At 46.4% G+C, this 20023-nt stretch carries 14 protein-coding genes; 11 read left to right on the top strand and 3 right to left on the bottom strand.

What is annotated here, in order from left to right; translation table 11 throughout:
• Positions 1-345 precede the first annotated feature (345 nt).
• Complete coding sequence (locus D1Z90_RS13475; RefSeq protein WP_119911298.1) at positions 346-2706, bottom strand: S8 family serine peptidase; 2361 nt, start codon at positions 2704-2706, stop codon at positions 346-348.
• A 316-nt stretch (positions 2707-3022) separates the two neighbouring features.
• Here D1Z90_RS13475 and D1Z90_RS13470 point away from each other — a divergent pair, with 316 nt between their 5' ends.
• Positions 3023-4246, top strand: coding sequence for a tyrosine-type recombinase/integrase (locus D1Z90_RS13470; protein WP_119911297.1), 1224 nt, complete (start codon positions 3023-3025; stop codon positions 4244-4246).
• Positions 4247-4330: 84 nt separating this feature from the next.
• On the opposite strand, the gene D1Z90_RS13465 is transcribed toward D1Z90_RS13470, so the two are convergent.
• Together D1Z90_RS13465 and D1Z90_RS13460 are read right to left on the bottom strand one after the other, a co-directional pair.
• Complete coding sequence (locus D1Z90_RS13465) at positions 4331-4825, bottom strand: hypothetical protein (protein WP_119911296.1); 495 nt, start codon at positions 4823-4825, stop codon at positions 4331-4333.
• A gap of 11 nt (positions 4826-4836) precedes the next feature.
• Complete coding sequence (locus D1Z90_RS13460) at positions 4837-7056, bottom strand: LruC domain-containing protein (RefSeq protein WP_119911295.1); 2220 nt, start codon at positions 7054-7056, stop codon at positions 4837-4839.
• Positions 7057-7501: 445 nt separating this feature from the next.
• Between D1Z90_RS13460 and D1Z90_RS13455 the strand changes: the two genes are divergently transcribed.
• From D1Z90_RS13455 to D1Z90_RS13410, 10 genes are all read left to right on the top strand, one after another.
• A complete protein-coding gene (locus tag D1Z90_RS13455) occupies positions 7502-8500 on the top strand; it encodes a glycosyltransferase family 4 protein (RefSeq protein ID WP_158587142.1) in 999 nt (332 codons plus the stop codon).
• A gap of 146 nt (positions 8501-8646) precedes the next feature.
• Complete coding sequence (locus tag D1Z90_RS13450; RefSeq protein WP_119911293.1) at positions 8647-9936, top strand: glycosyltransferase family 4 protein; 1290 nt, start codon at positions 8647-8649, stop codon at positions 9934-9936.
• On the top strand, positions 9929-11089 hold the full coding sequence (locus D1Z90_RS13445) for a glycosyltransferase family 4 protein (protein ID WP_119911292.1): 1161 nt from the start codon (positions 9929-9931) through the stop codon (positions 11087-11089). The genes D1Z90_RS13450 and D1Z90_RS13445 overlap by 8 nt, the downstream gene beginning before the upstream one ends.
• A complete protein-coding gene (locus D1Z90_RS13440) occupies positions 11067-12572 on the top strand; it encodes a lipopolysaccharide biosynthesis protein (RefSeq protein ID WP_158587141.1) in 1506 nt (501 codons plus the stop codon). The genes D1Z90_RS13445 and D1Z90_RS13440 overlap by 23 nt, the downstream gene beginning before the upstream one ends.
• Entirely contained in the window at positions 12565-13932 is a 1368-nt protein-coding gene (locus D1Z90_RS13435) for an O-antigen ligase family protein (RefSeq protein ID WP_232525261.1), read from the top strand. The genes D1Z90_RS13440 and D1Z90_RS13435 overlap by 8 nt, the downstream gene beginning before the upstream one ends.
• A gap of 446 nt (positions 13933-14378) precedes the next feature.
• Positions 14379-15110, top strand: a complete 732-nt coding sequence (locus D1Z90_RS13430; RefSeq protein ID WP_119911290.1) for an acyltransferase — start codon at positions 14379-14381, stop codon at positions 15108-15110.
• A gap of 4 nt (positions 15111-15114) precedes the next feature.
• A complete protein-coding gene (locus D1Z90_RS13425) occupies positions 15115-16278 on the top strand; it encodes a glycosyltransferase (RefSeq protein WP_119911289.1) in 1164 nt (387 codons plus the stop codon).
• A complete protein-coding gene (locus tag D1Z90_RS13420; RefSeq protein ID WP_119911288.1) occupies positions 16275-17741 on the top strand; it encodes a GumC family protein in 1467 nt (488 codons plus the stop codon). The genes D1Z90_RS13425 and D1Z90_RS13420 overlap by 4 nt, the downstream gene beginning before the upstream one ends.
• Positions 17738-18859 carry a glycosyltransferase gene (locus D1Z90_RS13415; RefSeq protein WP_119911287.1) on the top strand — a complete coding sequence of 374 codons (1122 nt, stop codon included), beginning with the start codon at positions 17738-17740 and terminating at the stop codon, positions 18857-18859. The genes D1Z90_RS13420 and D1Z90_RS13415 overlap by 4 nt, the downstream gene beginning before the upstream one ends.
• The gene (locus D1Z90_RS13410) at positions 18844-20019 is read left to right on the top strand and encodes a glycosyltransferase family 2 protein (RefSeq protein ID WP_119911286.1); all 1176 of its coding nucleotides are present in this window, start codon (positions 18844-18846) and stop codon (positions 20017-20019) included. The genes D1Z90_RS13415 and D1Z90_RS13410 overlap by 16 nt, the downstream gene beginning before the upstream one ends.
• Positions 20020-20023: the final 4 nt, after the last annotated feature.

Here is a 20023-nt window from a genome sequence, read left to right as displayed (position 1 = left end):
GCGTTTTCGTGCATCGAAATTTTGCACGAAAAAGCATTCAACATAATGCCGATCAACATAATGCGCAGTTATATATAGGTACCCAGATAAACGGCGTTATATCACCCAAAAGCTGCTTCTCATCATTAAACCCATAAATGTCATTTCGTATATCGGTGTCATCTTCTTACTCCGTTTTCGCTTTTGCGTTTTAGGATTCCCTCTATGGACTTTGTTGATATGAGTTAATCATCGCGGTCTTTCAGTTACCAATTGTTTACAGATCTTTGGTTTACTGTATGTCTATTTTTGCTTACAAAGCCCATTGAAATAAAAATGTGTCATCAATCTTATTAATAAATAAAACTAAGCACCAAACCAACTGCTCATTTCATCGAAGATCGCATCGGCGGTTTCACTGCTTTGCTCTGCAACGTTTTCTGCCATTTCCATTGCGCTATCTACGCCTTCTTCTATGGCGTCTTCTACTTCTTCTTTTGCTTGTTCTGCCGCATCAAACGCTTGTTCTGTAATGTCTTCTAAATCTTCACTGATTGTTTGTGCCTGTTCTTGAATTACTTCGTTAGTGTCATTTATCAAACCATATACATCTTGTAATAACTCTTGCGAACTTTGTGAAATATCCTCAGCTGCATCAGCCATGGCTTGCGCACTGGTTAGTAAAATGACACTAGCAGCATCTTGGGCAGATTGCGCAAACTCTGACAATAATACACCGGCTTCAAACATCATGTCTTGGCCACCTGCGGCGAGTTCTGCAGCCAACGTTTCACTCAACTCAAAGAAACTGGATAAACCAGTGACAGGATTGAACCGACTATCATCGTGCTCTGTAATGATGGTTTCTGGAAGCGGCAATGGCGTTGCCAACAATCGCTCTGCGTTTATGATGCCTGAGCCATGTCGCTGATTGTCCCAGTTTATGGGAGTTTGTACCGTATTTATCACATGCTGCCTAAAAATATGTGACACTGGGATATCACTGTATAAGTCTTGCTGCAGTTGAGTTTGAAAAAATGCGCGCCATAATGCACAAATACCTGCGGTATAAGCGCATGAGTAACTGGTGCCTTTTGAATACGCTATCATAGGCTCTACTGTTGTATTTCCCGCATCGTCTTGCAGCGCTCTTACATCTGCCATCCAAATATCATCTCCAGGCGCAGAAAAATCAATTTCATCACCACTGAAGCTCCAATATGTCGCTTCACCTCTGACATTACTGGCTGCGACCCCAATCACGTTTGGGTAAGATCCTGGTTGTAATACTGGCCCACCAATCGATGTAAACACTTGTCCTGCGGCGGCAATCGCCACAATATTTTTTTCTACGCCTGCGTTCAGTACCTCACGCAGTTTGTAATGAGCAAATCCGCCTAAACTCATCGAAATAATATGACATTTACCAGGGCTATCGGCATCATCGGGCTCTATCAAATATTCCGCACCACGAACCAATCCTTCGCTTGCAATTGTGGTAATCACACTGTCAAAACAGCGAACTGGCAGTATTTTGGCGTTGGGTGCAACGCCACTAAGTTGTAAATTAACACCCGCAGGTTCAGATAACCCAGCCGGTATCTCTGTGACTCTGGTGGTGCCCGGTTCAGCAGGAGCTGAAACCATGATTGCAGCCGTTGCTAAGCCATGGGTTTCTGTTTCAAACATATCAGAGCGAATTTCATGCATGGTTGCATCTTGACCGATAAGCCCGGTTTGTGCGTTATAAGCTTGCTCAAATAAAATTTGGGTTTGATCATACTCAGGGTGTGGATACCAGCCGGTATCTAAGTGACCGATTATGCAGCCCTCGCCTAGCGCCAATCCGCCATTTTGCAAAGGCTGTTGCCAAGCGTTGAATACGCCCATTGAGCGTAATGCCCAATCGGTATCTGCCGGCGGTAAATCGGTCATTTGATCCAATAAGCTTTGTGGTGCAAGGGATTCACTCGGTTGCACACTCAGGCACTTAATGCGTTTTTTTAATGCATTAGCAATGATAAATCGCTGGCTTAAAAAATGTTGTTTAGGTACTGCAAGGGTTAATACAAAGCAACTTTGCTTTTTAACCCTTAATAACAAAGGAGCAATGTAAGGCAAGCTTTGTACTTTGTAGCTGAGCTTGATCTTTAGTCTATCCGAGATGATTTTACAGGCTTGCTTGATATTATATTCCACAGCCAAATCGACGATAAAGGTCAATGGCTGTTGTTGTTTATAACGTCTTCTACTGAGTTTATCTTCACTGTATTTTGGCCATGGCATACTGGCCGTTAAGACTTGCTTGAGCAATGCTTTTTGGCGTGTCATCTTCTTTGCGTGAGATTTTCTAAGCAGGTCAAGATCGGCTTTTGCTTGTGCGCATAAAGCTGCCACACGTTGATGCTTTTTCTTAGTTGTTGGTGATTCTTGCTCGGTTAATCTTTGTTGCCAAGATTGCTGCTTTTTCTTCAATAACAGTTCGCCTTGCATGTGGTCGATACGCTGGCTGTTAGCCTTTACGAATTTCAGAGCCTTTAACATTAGCTTCTGTCGCTTGGCCGCGTTAATAACCGCAGGGTTAATACGGTTTACAGGCTCAGAAAGCCTTAGGTTCGGCGTTATTTCGGCCATGTTTGCTCTGTGAATCACCGAAGGTGTACGGCGGTGTAAAGTGGTGGTGGTTCCGGTTCGGCTTCGGCTTGTTGTAGTATTATGAGTAGTCATCGTTCGCTCCTTGTTGTGGATGGTCTCAGGGTTAAACTTAGCCTCTAAACCCCAAGCCTTTACGACGTTTCCGACTGAAAAATGACCTCATATAAGTATTGGACATAAGCTTTGATTTAATCGATATCTACAAGTCTATGTGATTGAAAGTCTGTTTTTTTTAGCACTCTTAATTATGGCCCATCCTTTATTGATATAAGCGTAAATAGACTTTCATAATCCTGAGAAAATCTGTCATGCATCAGACTTATTTACACTGTACATTTAAACAGTTACTCTGTGATTTTATACAATAGCGGGTAAACCAGTGCTTTACATGCCTCTTTTCCCCCATGCAGATCAATTAGATACAGGCGTGGATTACATCAATCAACAGGTGACCCAGTTGCAAAGGCAGTTCCCAGATGCCAGCTATAGCTATGAATTAGCCATTGAGTACTTGTCTGAAAATCGTTTTAACGCCAACAACTATAAATCTATTCGCAGTGAGCTGAACTTGTTGTTTAACTGGGCGTGGTTCACGCATGGCTGCGCCATCGCTGAGCTTGATCGGGTGAGCTTACGTAAATTCATCGATTTTTGTAACCAACCTCCTGAGCACTTGATCACAACCGCTGCCTTCCCATATTTTATTACCGACAAAGAAACAAAAGCTGTCAGCGCTAACCCGAAATGGCGCCCCTTTGTTAAGCGCGGGAGCGGCGGTTATATTCGAAAGCAAGCGACCTTAAAAGCCCAATTGTCTTTATTAAGTGGTTTTTTTCTATTTTTAGAAGACATGGATTATTGTTCTAAAAACCCGGCGGCCGTCTTATTGCGCCGCTTGAATGTCAACAATACCCGCATCGCAGCTACCAGTGAGCAAGACAAAGCACTCAGTCCTGCGCAATGGCAAGCCGTGTGGCAACATGTCAATGTGCTAGCAAATACACAGCCGCACAAACACGAACGCAGTCGAATGCTATTGGCTATCTTATATTCTTTATATCCTAGGGTATCAGAGATTGCGGCTCGGCCGGGTTTTACGCCACTGATGAGCCAATTTTATAGACACAGAAGTGGCCAGTGGCTTTATCGTGTGCCACAAAGCAAAGGGGGAAAAAGTCGGGCAATTCCCTGCCCTAAAGACTTGATGCATTGTTTAATTCGTTATCGCCAGTTTCTTGGTTTGTCACCCTTGCCGAAACCCGGTGAAGATTTGCCGTTGTTCGTGCGTCATCAAGCGGCAAGTCATGGTCGTGAAGCCGGTGTTTTGCACGCGCAATTAGGCATTCACGCGATTCAGTCTATTGTCAAAGACATATTCTCACAAACCGCCACCGAAATAGAGCAAGCGCATCCTTACGATGCCCAAGAATTAAGGCAATTTACCGCACACTCTCTTAGGCACACGGGTATTTCGAATATGTTGGCACAAGGTGCATCTATGCAAGCAGTAATGAAAAATGCCGGCCACAGTGATTTATCTACCTTAAGTATTTACGCTAATGCCGACCTCACTGAACAAGTCGCAGCAGCCACAAAGCAAGCGTTAAGCTAAAAAAATCCCCGTTGCCCAATGAATCACTGGGGCAACGGGGTTCGAGGAACCGTGCCGCTCACGTAGCGCAAACGCGGCGAAAAGTTATTGTTGGTAATTAAGATCCTCACCTGAAATCAGGTGTTGTAAGGGCGTTTGTCCCTGGTATTGCCAAACCTCAACTAAATAATGCTGTTCTGGCAAAGCACTCATGACGGCACTAAATTGACCATTAATCAAAGGGCCAGAAACTAAACGGCTCGAGGCAACAGGAATAAAATCACCCGTGCTGAGCTCAGTGAACTCGCTATACACAGAAACATAGGCTCTTGTTCCTTCGAGATCTGTGTAGCGCAAAGTAATATTTTTCTCCGTGATAGCTGTAAAATTAAAATCCTCATTGACAATCAAGTCTTGAATGTCCGTTGCCGAATCATTAACGATATCATCCGTAGGCGCAGTGGTTACCGTTGGCAGCTCTTCGGCTATCTCGTTGGCGTTAGATACATCATCAGGATTACTGCCTCCGCCGCCACCTCCGCATGCTGAGAGAGATATCAAAGTCATCAAAAATAATGCTAAATATGTAAAAGAGGTCATAATTATTTCCTTCACTTAAACAGATACGTTTCATTGGCGTGCTTTGGCTCAAACCAGTTCCAATCATTTACGCCGTTGGATTCAACAAAGGACTTAAATCGTGGGTATGCATGTAATAACCCTTGCCGCTCTTTCGGCCATTGCCATTCGCCGGGAATCATTAAAGCCCAGGGTAAATGGTTAGCATTTCGAAAGTAGCGGTTTTTTGTCGGTTCACTCGTATCTTGGGCTAAACCATAGAAAGCAGGATTAAACCTTTCTGTAGGAGCTTGATCTACCAAATGAATCTCTAAGCTTCGACCCGCTTGATTGGTAAAATTGTCGCCGTGATAAAAGCCTGGAGTCGCAAATATGAAAGGGTCTAATGCCGCATTTGGAAAGTTTGCAATATTAATGGGTTCATTGAAGGGGATACTCAAATCAAATTCAAATTGAGGGCTCTGATCACAACCCTTTTCAGTACGAAAATACTCACAGTTACTTTGCGTGCCTTGCCACAAGTCTTGTTTCACTGTGACTACGGCGAATTGGTTGTTTAACTCTAAAATCGGAAAGGTATCAGCGCCTTGTCTACCGCTTTCCGTTTGTAATTGGCCATTATGCCAAAGTCTCACCGCCTCTTGATTTATCTGAGATGTAAGGATATTTGGCAACGCAATACCAAAACCACTGTGATAACTGCCGCCTAATGCCAACAATTTACCATGAATATCGACTCTGATAACCTGGCCGTCGCGTATTATTTGTGTAGTGCGATAGGCCATAACAACATCATTCATGTCGTAATCATCCGTTGCGGGCCATTGATCTTCATATACTAAAGTCACCACGCCACTTTCAGATGGAAAATGTTGGTAAAGTACATCACCATCCACTATCGCTATTTGATGGTCTTCTACTTCTCCGCTACTACTGCCACCTGTTGGCCCAAGTCCCGCTTGTTGACTAAAGCGAAACCGCGACCAAGTATTGCCTGCTAGCGCTTGTTGCGGCACTCGCAGCTGAATGATATTGATACCTTGTTGCAAATAAACATCATTCAAGTCGTGCTCTTGGCTAGCCTCAAACTGTCCGTTTTGGTCCCAGTCAAACCACGCATTTAAATAGCCGGGTTTTGAAGCGATAACGCGTACAACCGAGTCTAAGCCAATTTCAAATGCCGTAACAAACTGCACGCCATCTTCATCGTCAAAGCTGTCATTATTGGCTTGATGGGTGTCATCACTATCTGGGCTTTGGTAACCGTCATAATCGCCGTCTGGCGCAGCTAGGCCGAGGTAAGTTTCACCATCAAGCAGGTGACGGGCACCGTTATCCGCAAGGCGGGTACCATAAGTGGCAGGCGCATCGCCAAAATCGATATTTGACGGTGAGTCTTCATCGATCAAAGGGGCATTTGCGCACCGTGCACCGTCATTCTGACTACTCATTGGCCCGCTAGAAAACAACACAGCGCTTACATCGAGCCCTGTTGCGTGGGGATCAGCTTGTTGATCAACTGAAGATAAATCGATGCGGTAAATTAAACCATCTTGATTACGTGAGAGGTAGAAATAACCATTAACATCAAAGTACATTGCACCAAAGGTGCCCGTTTCGCCGGTATCGCCTAACGCTTGAGTGGCACCTGTATCGGGGTCAATTTGGTATAACACGCCCGTCTTATTGTCTACTCCGTATAGCTTTTTTGATTGCGGATGAAAGGCAAAATCCGTTAAACGAATATTACTGTTTGCGCTGATAAGCTCTGCGGTTAATTGCCCTTGACTGTCACTGTCTAGCGGCGCCAAGTTAATTTTGTAAAAGCCAACGCCAGTGCGGTATAAATAATAGTGATGGTTAGCGACATCTCCTACAAAGAAGCTGGTATTACTCGGTAAACCACTGACATTTAAGGTTTCAGATTGAAAATCATCCCCTAGCCTTACGAGATTTAAATTGCTGGTATCAAAACCGTAGATATACCGGTCTGATTCGTTAAAACCTACTCCGTTGATGTTGGCATTGATACCGGGGGAATCAGACAGTTGCTCAAAATTTCCCGTCACCAAGTTAACGCCATAAGTGGCCACGGGCTTGCCTTGTAATAAAAACGCTTTACTTGGGCAACTGCTAAATGCCCCGCCCTGTGCACTCAGGCTCAGCGTTAACATTGAACCTAACAACGCGGTGCGTGATAAATTAAAATAACGCCCTCTGACAGGGCTCGTTAACCGATAAAAAGCATGCATGGCTCACTCCTTAATCAATGGGATACTCGGATGGTATCGCATCAATATGGCGCCACCCTTTTTGTGTTATCTAAAGCGTTTCAAGTCGTGTGCCAACCCTAGCGGGAACCGAGGAAGAGTTGTTTATTTCAATCATTTCAGTTAGGTAAATACAATTGCGTACAAACTTTATATTTCCGCTTTTTCTTTCTGACCCGCCAAATCGCAAATTGCAAAGCTTGCTGCAATCAAATTACTGTTTTGCGTTTAATTTGAGCGCTGTGCTTAATGTGTGCTCAATACTAAGCTGCGCAATTTGGTAACGGTATAACCCGTTACCTTTTGCGGCCTGCTTAACTCTTCTCTTGTGGGCATAAATATTGCTGTCTCTCAATAAAGCGGTAAACAGGCATTGATGGTTTCAAGTCGTCCACTTGCAGTTAGCCGCATTAACAAGGAGGCTTTTATGAAGGTGATACTACTACTCGATAGCCGCGGCTTTGGCGGCATTGAAAGCCATGTGATGCAGCTGGCTTTTGGCCTTAAAGCACACCGTCAAGCTGTGGAAGTCTGGTTATTGAAAGATTATGGGCGCCATCCATTAAGCAATAAGTTGCAACAACAAGGCATCACCATGGATCATGTGAATGGCGGAATACGCGCGTTATATCGCAAGCTCGCGACGCAAACGGATGCAATAGTTCACAGTCATGGTTACAAAGCAGGCATTGCCTCGCGACTAGTCTGCAAAATACTGTCTATTCGCTGTTTTAGTACCTTTCATGCCGGCGAGCGGGGCCGCGGTAAGATGGCAATATATCAATGGCTAGACGAGCATACGGCTGGCCTTGCCACCTCAGTGTTTGCGGTTAGCCAACCGATTAAACTTCGCTTGCCAGCAAACTGTGAATTAGTGAACAATTTTATCCACCTGCCGCCATGGCCCATGCAACTTGGTCATGAAGTCGCGTTTGTGGGGCGCTTGAGCGATGAAAAAGCGCCGCACCGTTTGCTGAGCATGGCGCAAGCATTACCTGAATGTCATTATGCATTTTACGGCGATGGGCCACTGCTCAGTCACTTGCGCCCGGCTGCGCCAGAAAATGTTAGCTTTTATGGCCAGCAAACTAACATGGAAGCGCGATGGAAAAACATTCAAGTACTGATTATTTGCTCGCGCCAAGAAGGCTTACCTATGGTCGCAATTGAAGCCATGGCCCGAGGTATTATCGTCATTGCATTTGAACTGGGAGCCTTAGCAAATTTGATTGATGATGGTATTAACGGTTGGCTAGTAGCAGGACAAAATCCGGCTGACCTGACGTTAAAACTGCATGCTTGGCGACAACTTTCGACACCACAACAAGCCAGAATGCGCCAGCAAGCCAGGCACAAAGTGGCACAAACTTTTAGCGATAGCGCGGTTATCCCCCAATTGCTGCGCCGATATCATGCCGCATTTTGATAGTGATAATCGACTCATGTGCAAGATGAGTTGCAAAATGCAAATAAACCCAAATACTCTGTTACACCTTCTCCACCCTTCATGTTAACCATCTGTTTTTATGTGAAAAATTTTTATTTCTGATTCTGTCTTTATTGGACTCAAGCTTGCAACACTTTACGAAAAGCCCAACCGCGAGCACCACTATGATGGCAGAAGAGGAAACAAACACAGTCAAACGCATACTTTTTGTGCATTACGGCGACAATTGGATAAGAGGCAGCGAACGCTGTTTACTTGATCTTATGGCGCAACTTCAGCAGCAATATTTTCAATGTGTGTTGTGGTGTAATCAAAGCGTGCTTGCACAGCAAGCTAAAGCTTTAGGGGTTACCGTCTACCGCAGTGATTTTCCAGCTAAATTGCCCTTGTTTCAACGCTTAAGCAAGCAACAGAGCTTCAATGTACTGGTAGGCACTGGCTGTCACATAGTGAAAAAGCACAATATTCAGTGTATCCACGTCAACAACGCTGCGCCTGGTCAATGGGTCAGTCAAGTGGCGAAACAGTCCCAGCTGCCCTGGTTGGTGCAGTTACACGGTATCTACTTTTGGCGCGACCGTATCTATAACAATTTGTACCAAGCAAACCGCTTAGTGGGCGTGAGTGATTATGTGATGCGAGACTTAAAGCAAGAACAAGCCTCGCCAACGCAAAAGTATCACGTTATCTCTAACGGCATCGACACCGACGCGTTACCGCAACAAGGGCAAATTGACCTCAGAAGCCAGCTTGGGATCAGCCGCCAAGATTATGTGTTTGCGCATTTGGGGTCTTTAATCAAGCGCAAGGGTGTCGACACCTTACTGTGGGCGCTAGCGCTACGAGTTAAACAAGGGGGCGCGGTGCATTTGTTGATCATTGGCAGTGGACCTGAACAACAGTCGTTAATGCAATTGAGTCGTGATTTAGGGATCTGCGCTCACGTCAGCTTTCTTGGTGAACAAGATACAGCTTTTGCCATTCTCGCTGGCACTGCCGATTGCCTTGTTTCAGGGGCGAAAGAAGAAGCATTTGGTTTGGTTGCAGCTGAAGCAGGCTTGGCAAAACTGCCGGCGATTGTGCCCGACATTGGGGGCCTGAAAGAAGTGGTTGTAGACCAACAAACAGGTTGTCACTACCCGGTCAATGACAGTCACAGATTATGTCAGCTAATGGCCAAGTATCAACAGCAACCTGAATTAGCAAAACAACACGGGCACAGCGGTTATATACGCGTTTGTCATTGTTTCAATATGGCGCAAAACGCGGCGGCGTTTGCCCGTAGCTATCAAGATATAGCCTCAGCCAATGGCTCGTCATACTGGCGCAATCACACAGCACTGATAGGCACCTATAGCTTGTCGATATTCAATACACTCAAACGCAAATTAAACAAAGGACTGGCGTATGAATAAGCAGCACTTGGTCGTAATTGACGCGATCCCCTTTCACGGTGGTTCGAAAGTCGCCACTGCTACCATGCTCAAATTGCTTGGTAATACGCAAAGAAATATCACAGTGTTAACCAGTAATCCAGCAGACTGGCCAGTGCCAAATATCGATATTATGCGTTTATACGTACTGCCTTGGTTTGCTCGCCAAGAACAAGGCCTTGGTTACCTAATGTTTCAATTATGGCTGGCCGTCTACTTGATGGCACTGCGACTAATTAAGGGTAAAATCGACATCGCCGTGGGCGCTTCAGGTCCAGGCGTGGATATGGCACTCTACCTCGTTAAAGGCGTAATGGGTTTTAATATCGTGCAGCTGGTGCATGGCCCAGTGGCTAGATCTGGCATGATCAAAAAAGCGTTATTAAAAGCCGATAAAGTGTTTTATTTATTCAGCAGTCATCACACGCTATGCCAAGCCCTTAGTATGCCAGTTCAAGCGGATGGCGCGCGTTATTTACCGGACAATTTCACTCCGATTAATAACGGTTTAGACGTCGAAAACTGGCCCACGTTGTCGCTTAAAAACAGCACCGATCAGAATTGCCATATTTTATGGTCAGCGTCTTTGTTGAAGTGGAAAGGCTTAGACGTATTCCTGCAAGCGTTGCCTTTAGTCAAAGCGCACAAGCAAGCCCATGTTTGTTATATCAAACCCAGCAATACGGTGTTGGCGACCACTAAAGCACCGTTAGTGATGGCAGATGTGAAATGGTACAAGCAACCAGAGAACCTCGATGAAATCAGGTCGAAGTGCAATGTTTTTGTGTCGACGAGTCAACAAGAGCCGTTTGGTTTAGCCATTTTGGAAGCATTAGCGGCTGGCCTGTGTGTTGTCATTCCGTCCGATGGCTCCTATTGGGATAAGGTGTTAGTTGATCATATCAATTGCATAAAATACCACCCTAACAGCCCGCAAGATCTTGCGTTAAGGCTCTCGCGTTTAATCAAGAATCCAGCGCAAATTCAGTATTTTGGTGAACAAGGCACTGAAGTAGCGAAACAATATCAAGCGCACCATCAGTACAAACGCGTGATCAACCATTGCGATCAATTATTACGTCCAGAAGGCTGTGATGTGGGAGCGTATATCGATGAAGGAACTACCAGTAAATGAGTTAACTCAACCCCGAATTTCGCCGGCGATGTCAGCAACACGCCAAGCCTGTTTGTACGGTGCCAGTTTGGTATTGATGAAGGGCACCGCGCTTATCATGTTGCCATTTATCGCGCATACGTTAACGACCGAAGATTTGGGCCGGCTAGAACTGATTAGCAGCGTCGCCATCTTTTGCTCAATTATGGTGGGCATGGGTCTTGAAGACACCTTGTTTCGCTTTGCTGCAAACCAAAGCAAAGCCAAAGCCCGGACCACAGTCGCCGCGATTTTTGCTCTGAGTTTACTGCTCGCCGTTACCGTTGTGATTGCCGGCTTGTTGCTCACTCCGGTGATTACAACAATGCCCGTCAGCATACGAGCGCAGGAATGGCAACTTATTACCCTGTCCATTGCCTTAGAGAGTGCGATAGCGGTACCGTTAGCTTGGTTAAGAATGACCGATAAAGCAGCGCGTTTTTTTCTTGTCAATGCTGCTAGAGCCTTACTACAAAGCCTTCTAATTTGGGCATTTGTCGTCGCAGAGTTTGGTATTACGGGCATTTTATTGGCAGGTTTTATCGCCTGCGCCATGCAATTTTTGTTGCTGGCCTACTGGCAGCTTTACGATACCGGAGTGAGGTTGGTGAAATCAGTGAGCCTGCGAGCGCTGAGTTACAGCTGGCCGATTGTGGGAAGTGGCTTACTGGCATTTGGATTAAACGGTTTAGACCGCTGGTTAATAGCAGACGTTGCAACACTCGCTGACATCGCCCATTACGCCATCGCCGCTAAGTTTGCCCTGGCCTGCGCTCTATTGATGCAACCTTTTGGTATGTGGTGGTCGGCCAAGCGTTTTCAAGTTTTAGCCCAAGTCAATGGCGCCAGCCAATGCGGCCACACCATCAGCCTTGGCATTACCGTGCTGAGTGTACAAACCGTCTTGGTCAGCATTATCGCCCCCTACCTGATCGCCCTACTGTTACCGCCGCAATATTTGGCGGCCATCCCTTTCTGCTTTGCGCTCATTTTGGTGGTGTATTGCAAAGAATTAGTGGAGCTCATTAACATAGGTTGCTTTGTAAAAGAATCTACCCAACAACAATTATGGATTAACGTATGTGCTACAGCCACAGGTATCGTCATTATGTTGCTAGCGGGCGAGCAGTGGCAAATTTGGGGAGTCATTGCCGGCTTATTGGGTGCACAGTTGCTGCGTTTAGTGATGTTTTATCTGGCAAGTCAAAGGCTGAGTTACATCCCTTACCCTGAAGCATTACTGCTGTTTATCACACTTAGCTGCGCCTTGATCAGCGTTGGTCATGGTGCGATGTGGCGCAGTGCATCGTGGCCCGAAATGGCTTTTCCTTGGCTAGCGAGTAGTGTCTACGTTGCCTTGACCCTTGGCGTGTTAGGACTGGCAAATTACCGCCAAAAATGGTGGCATTGGCCGCAAATATCCCAAGCGTTAAGCGTCATAAAAGTGAGGTTAACTCATGGTTAATGCGCAGCAATCTTACGGTGTTTGGCTGGCCCTTGTACTCTGCCTACTGGTTATTAGCGCTGCGAATATGACGCAGGCGTTCCTGCCTGGCTATATGAGCTTAGTGATCATAAGCGCACTGCCCTTAGCGGGCTTGGTATTGGTGAAATACAGTTTTGTCATGGTGTTTTTATTTGTCGGTTTTTCTTTTTTTCGCCTGCACGAGGCGTTTAGCCAGCTTTATCATTTTAAGATCCCTCTGTTGCTCTCACTCGCGGCTTTGCTAGGCTTAGGCTGGCAATTGCTCATAAGCCGGCAAATAAAGTGTTACTGGCGTGCAGAAATGTCGTGGTTGTTGGCTTTCTATTTAGTGGTGATGGTCGGCATAGTGTTAGCCAGTAACCGGCCAATTGCTTTAGCGTATTTCAATAATATTTATTGGAAAATCATCTTGATGAGCTTTGCCATTGCGTGGCTAATGCAGCGTAAACAAGACTTTTCTAGTGCTATTTTCATCATTGTGGGCTTTGGCACTGCCATCGCTTGCGTTGCCATCTATAACCAAGTAAACGCCATAGGTTTAGTAGAAGGTACAAGGGTTACAATAGGCAGGCAACTTGGTTCTGTTCTGGGCGATCCGAACGATTTGGCCTTAGTCTTGATGTTTCCAATGGCATTTGCCTGCGCCATCGCCTTCCACCCCAAGGTGACACCTTTTCTTCGGCTCGGGCTTTGCGGCTGTGTGATCCTCTTATCCGTGGCCATTATTGCGACCCAAAGTCGCGGTGGTCTGCTCGGTATCTTAGCCATTTTCAGCTTGTTTTTTTATTTTAAATGCCCCAGCAAGACGCTATTTTTAACCGTATTTACCCTGCTAGCGCCGGTTTTGTTTGTGATCGCCGGTATATCCGATAGAGCTTCAGGCGGCGCCGCTGAGGCTGGTATTGATGCTTCCGCCATGGGCCGACTTTATGCGTGGCAAGCTGCATGGGGCATGGCCTTAGATAACCCATTGAGCGGTGTTGGCCTGAATAATTTCTACGCTAATTATTACTTTTACAGTCCCCATTGGGACGGCTTGAATCACGCGGTGCACAGTACCTGGTTTGGCATATTGGCTGAAACAGGATTTTTAGGCCTGTTGATATTTACTGGACTCATGCTGAAGCTTATTCGCTGTGGCCAATACAACCTCAGCGCGCTAAGAAATACGCAACATACCGTGCCTTTGGTGATTGACATATCCTGCCGGGCCGTCTTTGTTGCTTTGATTGCAACCGTCATCTCAGCCACATTTCTTACTCAAGGCTTTACATGGCCCATTTATGTATTAGCCGCCATGGTCATCGCTTTAAGACAATGGATTGACAAGCATTTGTAGCTTGCATTGTGACACTTCTGCAATTGCCTTTTGCGTTCCAAGGGGCAGAAATGTTTATTTTAAACTCACCCAGTGCTTGTTTCACCAAGGTTTTGCTCCAATTTCTATGCCTAAATACGTGCTCTGTTGAGCGCTATTTTATTCCTTGGTCATTGAGGCCATGGGTTTTAAGCCCAAATCACACATCACTTTAATTAAATTCCAATCTATCTTGTCACGCTTACCGCCGCCTCCTGATTCGAGCGTTCAACTTTATCAAGCCAGTTCCAACCCCGCTTTTGCAAATTGCGAATGTTGCCACTGTGTTCGCGTTGCGAAATGCATTTATATCGGTAAAAAACCTAACAGATAATACGGTAAGGCACTGATAAATCGTTGTTTTTATCATTGGCACACACCATGCAACCCGTTAATAGCAATGCAAATTAAGATTTCTGGGGGGCAGTATGACGCTAATCAATATGCAGCAAGCAAAGGCCAGGCTCAAAGCCAGTCACCACCCGCTCGCAAGACAATGTATAACGGCCTTAAAAGCATTACGCGGGGCAAGTCTTCCCTTGCCTAAGCCGATAGCTTACGGGACTTATCATTTACTCACCGCCAGTCGAACTCTTTTTACTAACTGTCTGCGGATCTTTATTTACACCCCTGCATTTAGCGGCAGAGTGAGCGCTCAAGGCAGAGGGCTGTATTTGTATGGCGGCTTCCCCTTCGTGGCCGGCCCTGTGGATATCCACTTAGGGCACGATTGTCGCATTAGCGGCCAAACCACTATCACAGGCCGCAGCCAAGGCCAGCAAACGGTGCGTTTAGAGATTGGCAGCAATATTGATATTGGCTGGCAAACGACCATCGCTGTCGGTAAGCAGGTGATACTCGGTAACAATGTGCGTATTGCTGGGCGCTGCTTTTTAGCGGGCTACCCAGGTCACCCATTAGACGCTAAAGCACGAGCGCAAGGTTTAAGTGAAACCGCCAATCAAATCGGCGACATAGTACTGCAGGACGATGTTTGGTTAGCGACGGGCGTGACGGTGATGGCCGGTGTCACCATAGGCAAAGGCACTGTGGTAGCGGCCGGCAGTGTGGTGACAAAGGATCTTCCGGCCAACGTGTTGGCTGCTGGCGTACCTGCCCGCGTGATCAAAGAAATAGTGCAAGAAAATGACGAAAGGTGACAATATGAAAGCCAAAGATATGGTTGTTTTTGCGGAAGATTGGCACGGCTTACCAAGCAGTACACAGCATCTTATTCAGCACCTCGCGCAAGAACGCAAAGTAATTTGGGTCAACTCCATTGGCCTGCGTAAAGTCGGCTTAAACCTGACGGACATGCGCCGTTTATGGCATAAATTACGTGCACTTTTGAAGCCTAACGTAAATACTCAAGGGGCTTTTTCGAAGACTTGCCCAACTAACATGGCCGTGATGAACGTGTTGGCTATTCCGCTGCCAAGCTTTATGTGGCTGCGCCATTTAAACGCTAAGCTGATTGCGTTTCAAGTCAAACATAAATGCCAACAACACGGGGTGTTTAAGCCACTGCTTTGGTTGTCATTACCGTCGGCAGTCGATCTTATTGGCCATTTGAATGAGCATAAAGTGGTCTATTACTGCGGCGATGACTTTGCCTCATTAGCAGGTGTTGATCACAACATAGTCCCGCAACGTGAGCGAGCCTTGTTGCAACAGTCCGATCTGGTGGTAAGCGCCAGTCATTTCTTAACCGCCAAACACCAATTTAGCTGCAAGGCAACCTGCCATACATTAGTCCATGGGGTAGATTTTGAGCTATTTATACGCTCGCAGCCTCGCCCTTCAGACCTGCCCCAGGATGAGCGACCCATTGCCGGCTTTTACGGCAGCATCGAAAAATGGTTAAACATTGAATTACTGATAGCGGTCGCTAAAGCATTACCCTATTGGCACTTTGTGTTTATTGGCCATGTTAAAACTGAGGTGACTCAATTAGCGCAACTAAGCAACGTGCACTTACTAGGCGAAAAAAACCACCGCGCATTGCCTCAGTATAGCCAGCACTGGACTGCCAGCTTGTTACCTTTCGTGTATAACCGTCAAATCCAAGCCTGTAATCCGTTAAAGCTATCTGAGTACTTTGCCGCAGGTAGCCCCATTATCAGCACCCAATTTAACGCAGCTTTACGCCATAAATCGACAGGCTTAGTGCAGTTTGCTTCTGATACAGCGAGTTTTATCGAAGCTTTACTGGCTGCGGAGCACCTTAAACAATGGCCAGCCTTAAAACCTGCGATGCAACAGCAAGTAGCAAAGCAAACCTGGCAGCACCAGGCTGATACATTAAACCTGTGGTTGGAGGCGTTATGAATGACTTATATGTCAGAGCCTATTGCGGATTAGCGGCAGCTTGGCGTCGCCGTTATTTGCTGGTGCTACCGGTAGTGATATTGCCACTTGCGGCGCTCTTAATGGGACTATTAACCAGCAAACATTACAACGCCCACACCAGTATGTTGATTCAAGAAACGGCCAAATTAAACCCGTTTTTAGAAGACTTAGCCGTTTCTGCCATGCTTAAAGAGCGCATTAGCGCCCTTAAAACCCTATTACACAGTCGCCATATTTTATCTGCTGTCGCCACTGAACAGGGCTTGTTGAACGACAATATGCCTGCCCAGCAGCAAGAACAAGTCATTGCCGTGTTATCGCAAGCTTTGACCATTAATATGTTGGGTAAAGATCTTATCCGTATTGACTATCGTGCAACTGAGCCTAACCACATGGCGGCCATGTTAACTTCGGTGAGCCGTCATTTTATCGAGCAAGTCTTAGCGCCTGAGCGCTCATCAATGACTTCTTCCAGTCAATTTCTGTTACAGCATTTACAGCAACGGCAACAAGAGCTCGACCAGGCTGAACAAGCCATGGCGGACTTTGTCGAGCAACACGCCCAAGAGTTGCCAGAAATGCACTTAACCAATCTTAACCGATTGTCTCAGCTGAAACAGTTATTGTCGCAACGTGAAGCTGAGATGGCTTCTGCGCAGCGTCGCATTGGCGGCATCAATCAACAATTGTCAAAAACTAATCCGGTGCTCAGTTTACTCGAAACAGACATTATTCAGTTACAAGGCGATTTAGCGCAGCTGCGAGGCCGCTACACAGATCAACACAGCGCAGTGATCACCGCCCAAAAAAAATTGCGTCAATTGGAGTCTGAACGGCAAAGCCTGCTTCATCGGCAAGGTGACAATCTTAGTTTGGATAAGCTTTGGACCCTAGGCAGTGAATTCTCTGTGGGCCAACCTCAGCAACCCTTGCTGGTATCTCAGCTCAGTAATTTGCAGCAAACTCACAGCGATTTTGAAGGCTTAAAGGAAGAAATTTTGAGCTTAAAACAAAGCATTACTCAGCTAGAGAAACAAGTGGCTAATTACGGTACGAACGCCAGCGCGCTGTCTAAGTTACAACGTACCCTTACGATTAAACGCCAACTGTATGACGACATATTACTGCGGTATGAAAAAGCCAATATTACAGCGTCGCTGGGGGTTTTTGAGCGTGACAAACGGGTTAAGATCATCGATCGCCCTTATACCCCCAGTCAACCGACGAATCCGAGCTTGCTCGTTTATGGCTTGGCAGGCTTAATGGGCGGCCTCCTTCTCGGTTGTGGCCTTGCCATCATCACTGAACTAGCCGATAACAGCCTGCGTAAGGTTGAGGACCTTGAGGTTATCACTGGCGCTCCGGTTTTGGCGCGCATCCCTTATATGCCAAGCCTCACCTCACAGCCATTTTCTCCCCAGGTCAAAGGAGGCCAATCATGAAAACCTGCATGCAAATTGTTCAGCACCTTAAGCCCGGGGGCATTGAAAGCCTGTGTTTAGATTTAGTCTCTTTTGCACCGGCTCACGAACAAACCTATATCGTCAGCTTAGAGGGCAATCTGGAGCAGGCACTGACAACGTGGCCAAGGCTCGCGGCGTATAAAGAGAAACTACTCTTTATCAACAAAGGTCTGGGCTTCAGTTTTAGCTGTGTTATTAAGCTAAAAGCATTGATCAAGCAATACCGTATCAGTGCCATTCATAGTCACCATATTGGTCCCTTGCTGTATGGTGCCTTGGCCGCAAAAATGGCTGGCATACATTGCCATCTTCATACTGAGCATGATGCTTGGCACCTGCACTCACTCAAACATCGCATGTTGCAACGTTTTGCCTGCGCCATGAGCCAACCGGCGTTAATCGCCGATGCAGAATTTGTGGCTGCCAAAGCCGGACGATTTATGGGCAACAAACAGGCTTTTAAGGTGATTAAAAATGGCATTGACTGCGAACGTTTTGGCCCTGCGGCACGAATTCAGCCTCAAGCAAGGTCACACCCTCAGATTGTGATTGGCTGTAGCGGCAGGTTGGAATGGGTAAAAGGTCATCGATACTTGTTACAAGCCATGGCCTTATTACCTGCGCATTTTACGTTGCAAATTGCGGGAGACGGCAGTGAGCGAGCAAACCTTGTCGCTATGAGCCAGGCGCTGGGCATTGCCGACAGAGTCTGCTTTCTGGGCCAGCAACAAGACATGGCCAGCTTCTACCCTAAGTTGGACTTATTTTGCTTGCCGTCAGTCAATGAAGGTTACCCGTTAGCACCATTAGAAGCGCAGGCATGTGGTATTCCTTGCGTCATCACAGACGTGGGCGGCGCGAAGGAGTGCTTATGCCCAAGTATTGGCACCCTAGTTCCAGCAAAAGCGCCGCAACAGTTGGCTCAAGCCATTATTCAGCTGCACCTTAGCGCGCAACTCTTAGGTAAGGGGCAAGTGACCAAGGCGACCCGAAATTTTGTTAAAAACGAAAGTGAAGTTCGCCAAATGACGACGCAGTACGCCGCGCTTCGCCGTGACATTCTGAATCAAGGAGGTACGCCATGTGGCTCATACTAATCACTGCTGCTTGTATTATCTTAGTGATTTATCATCACTTGGGTTACCCCTTAATTTTAAGGTGGGTACGTCAACATAAACGGGGAATTGCGGCTCCTCATACGCAGCATGACTTACCTTGTAAACCCCTTGTCGAGTCACAGTTGCCAAGTGTTGTCATCATAGTGCCAGCGTATAACGAGGCAACTTGGATTGCCGATAAAATTCGCAACACGGCCGCCCTTAACTATCCTGCTGAGAAGCTTACGCTGCTCATTGGCTGTGATGGCTGTGATGACGCTACTTATCACATTGCGCAATCAACTCTCAGCGAGCCAGAGTGCCAAGGGTTACAGGCTAAGGTGGTTAATTTCGTCAATAATCGCGGCAAAGTGGCGGTACTTAATCAATTAGCGAAAATGGCGCAAGGAGACTTACTGGCGTTCAGTGATACCTCCGCACTCCTGTCGATTGACGCCTTGTTAATTACCGCTAAACACTTTCAAACGCCAGCAGTAGGCGTACTTAACGGCAGTTATTGTCTGTTAACCCAGCCCAATTATGGCGAACAAGCTTATTGGCAATACCAAAATAGAATTAAAGCGAGTGAAGCTCAATTAGGCGCTACCCTTGGTGCCCATGGTGCATTTTATGTCATTCGCCAAGCCTTGTTTCGCCCGTTAGAAGCCGACACTATCAATGACGACTTTATCTTGCCTATGCGACTTGTCGCCGACGGACATCAATTTGTCTATGACGACAATATTCACGCGGTTGAACAAGAGCCCAGCTCAGAGCAACAAGACCATCGCCGTCGTCAACGCATCGCCGCAGGCAATATGCAGCAGTTATTGAGATTAAAACAATTGTGCTTGCCTCGATATAAAGGCATCGCTTTTGCATTCTTATCAGGAAAAGGGCTAAGGGTATTAATGCCTTACCTTATGATAACCGCGTTAATAGGCAGCGGCATACTAGCTTTTACACATGCTCAATTTGCCACTGTATTCTGGTTGCAAGTACTGGCTTATGGCATTGCCGCGGTAGAACTCATATTCAAGCCAAAGCGCAGCCCTGCATGGGTAAAAGCCTTGGGATATTTAGTCGCGGGACACAGCGCTGGTTTGATTGGGTCAATGCGTTACCTATTACATTTGGACAAAGGCCACTGGAGTAAATAAAGGA

Origin of the sequence: Motilimonas pumila (assembly GCF_003596335.1) — a bacterium.
Lineage (GTDB): Bacteria > Pseudomonadota > Gammaproteobacteria > Enterobacterales > CBDFNC01 > Motilimonas > Motilimonas pumila.
Note: the sequence above shows the minus strand (reverse complement) of the source record. Positions and strands in the feature narration are given on the sequence as shown.

Coding starts and splice junctions, on each gene's coding strand:
- D1Z90_RS13475 (WP_119911298.1), bottom strand. CDS start 2,706: ATGACTACTCATAATACTACAACAAGCCGAAGCCGAACCGGAACCACC.
- D1Z90_RS13470 (WP_119911297.1), top strand. CDS start 3,023: ATGCCTCTTTTCCCCCATGCAGATCAATTAGATACAGGCGTGGATTAC.
- D1Z90_RS13465 (WP_119911296.1), bottom strand. CDS start 4,825: ATGACCTCTTTTACATATTTAGCATTATTTTTGATGACTTTGATATCT.
- D1Z90_RS13460 (WP_119911295.1), bottom strand. CDS start 7,056: ATGCATGCTTTTTATCGGTTAACGAGCCCTGTCAGAGGGCGTTATTTT.
- D1Z90_RS13455 (WP_158587142.1), top strand. CDS start 7,502: ATGAAGGTGATACTACTACTCGATAGCCGCGGCTTTGGCGGCATTGAA.
- D1Z90_RS13445 (WP_119911292.1), top strand. CDS start 9,929: ATGAATAAGCAGCACTTGGTCGTAATTGACGCGATCCCCTTTCACGGT.
- D1Z90_RS13440 (WP_158587141.1), top strand. CDS start 11,067: ATGAAGGAACTACCAGTAAATGAGTTAACTCAACCCCGAATTTCGCCG.
- D1Z90_RS13435 (WP_232525261.1), top strand. CDS start 12,565: ATGGTTAATGCGCAGCAATCTTACGGTGTTTGGCTGGCCCTTGTACTC.
- D1Z90_RS13430 (WP_119911290.1), top strand. CDS start 14,379: ATGACGCTAATCAATATGCAGCAAGCAAAGGCCAGGCTCAAAGCCAGT.
- D1Z90_RS13425 (WP_119911289.1), top strand. CDS start 15,115: ATGAAAGCCAAAGATATGGTTGTTTTTGCGGAAGATTGGCACGGCTTA.
- D1Z90_RS13420 (WP_119911288.1), top strand. CDS start 16,275: ATGAATGACTTATATGTCAGAGCCTATTGCGGATTAGCGGCAGCTTGG.
- D1Z90_RS13415 (WP_119911287.1), top strand. CDS start 17,738: ATGAAAACCTGCATGCAAATTGTTCAGCACCTTAAGCCCGGGGGCATT.
- D1Z90_RS13410 (WP_119911286.1), top strand. CDS start 18,844: ATGTGGCTCATACTAATCACTGCTGCTTGTATTATCTTAGTGATTTAT.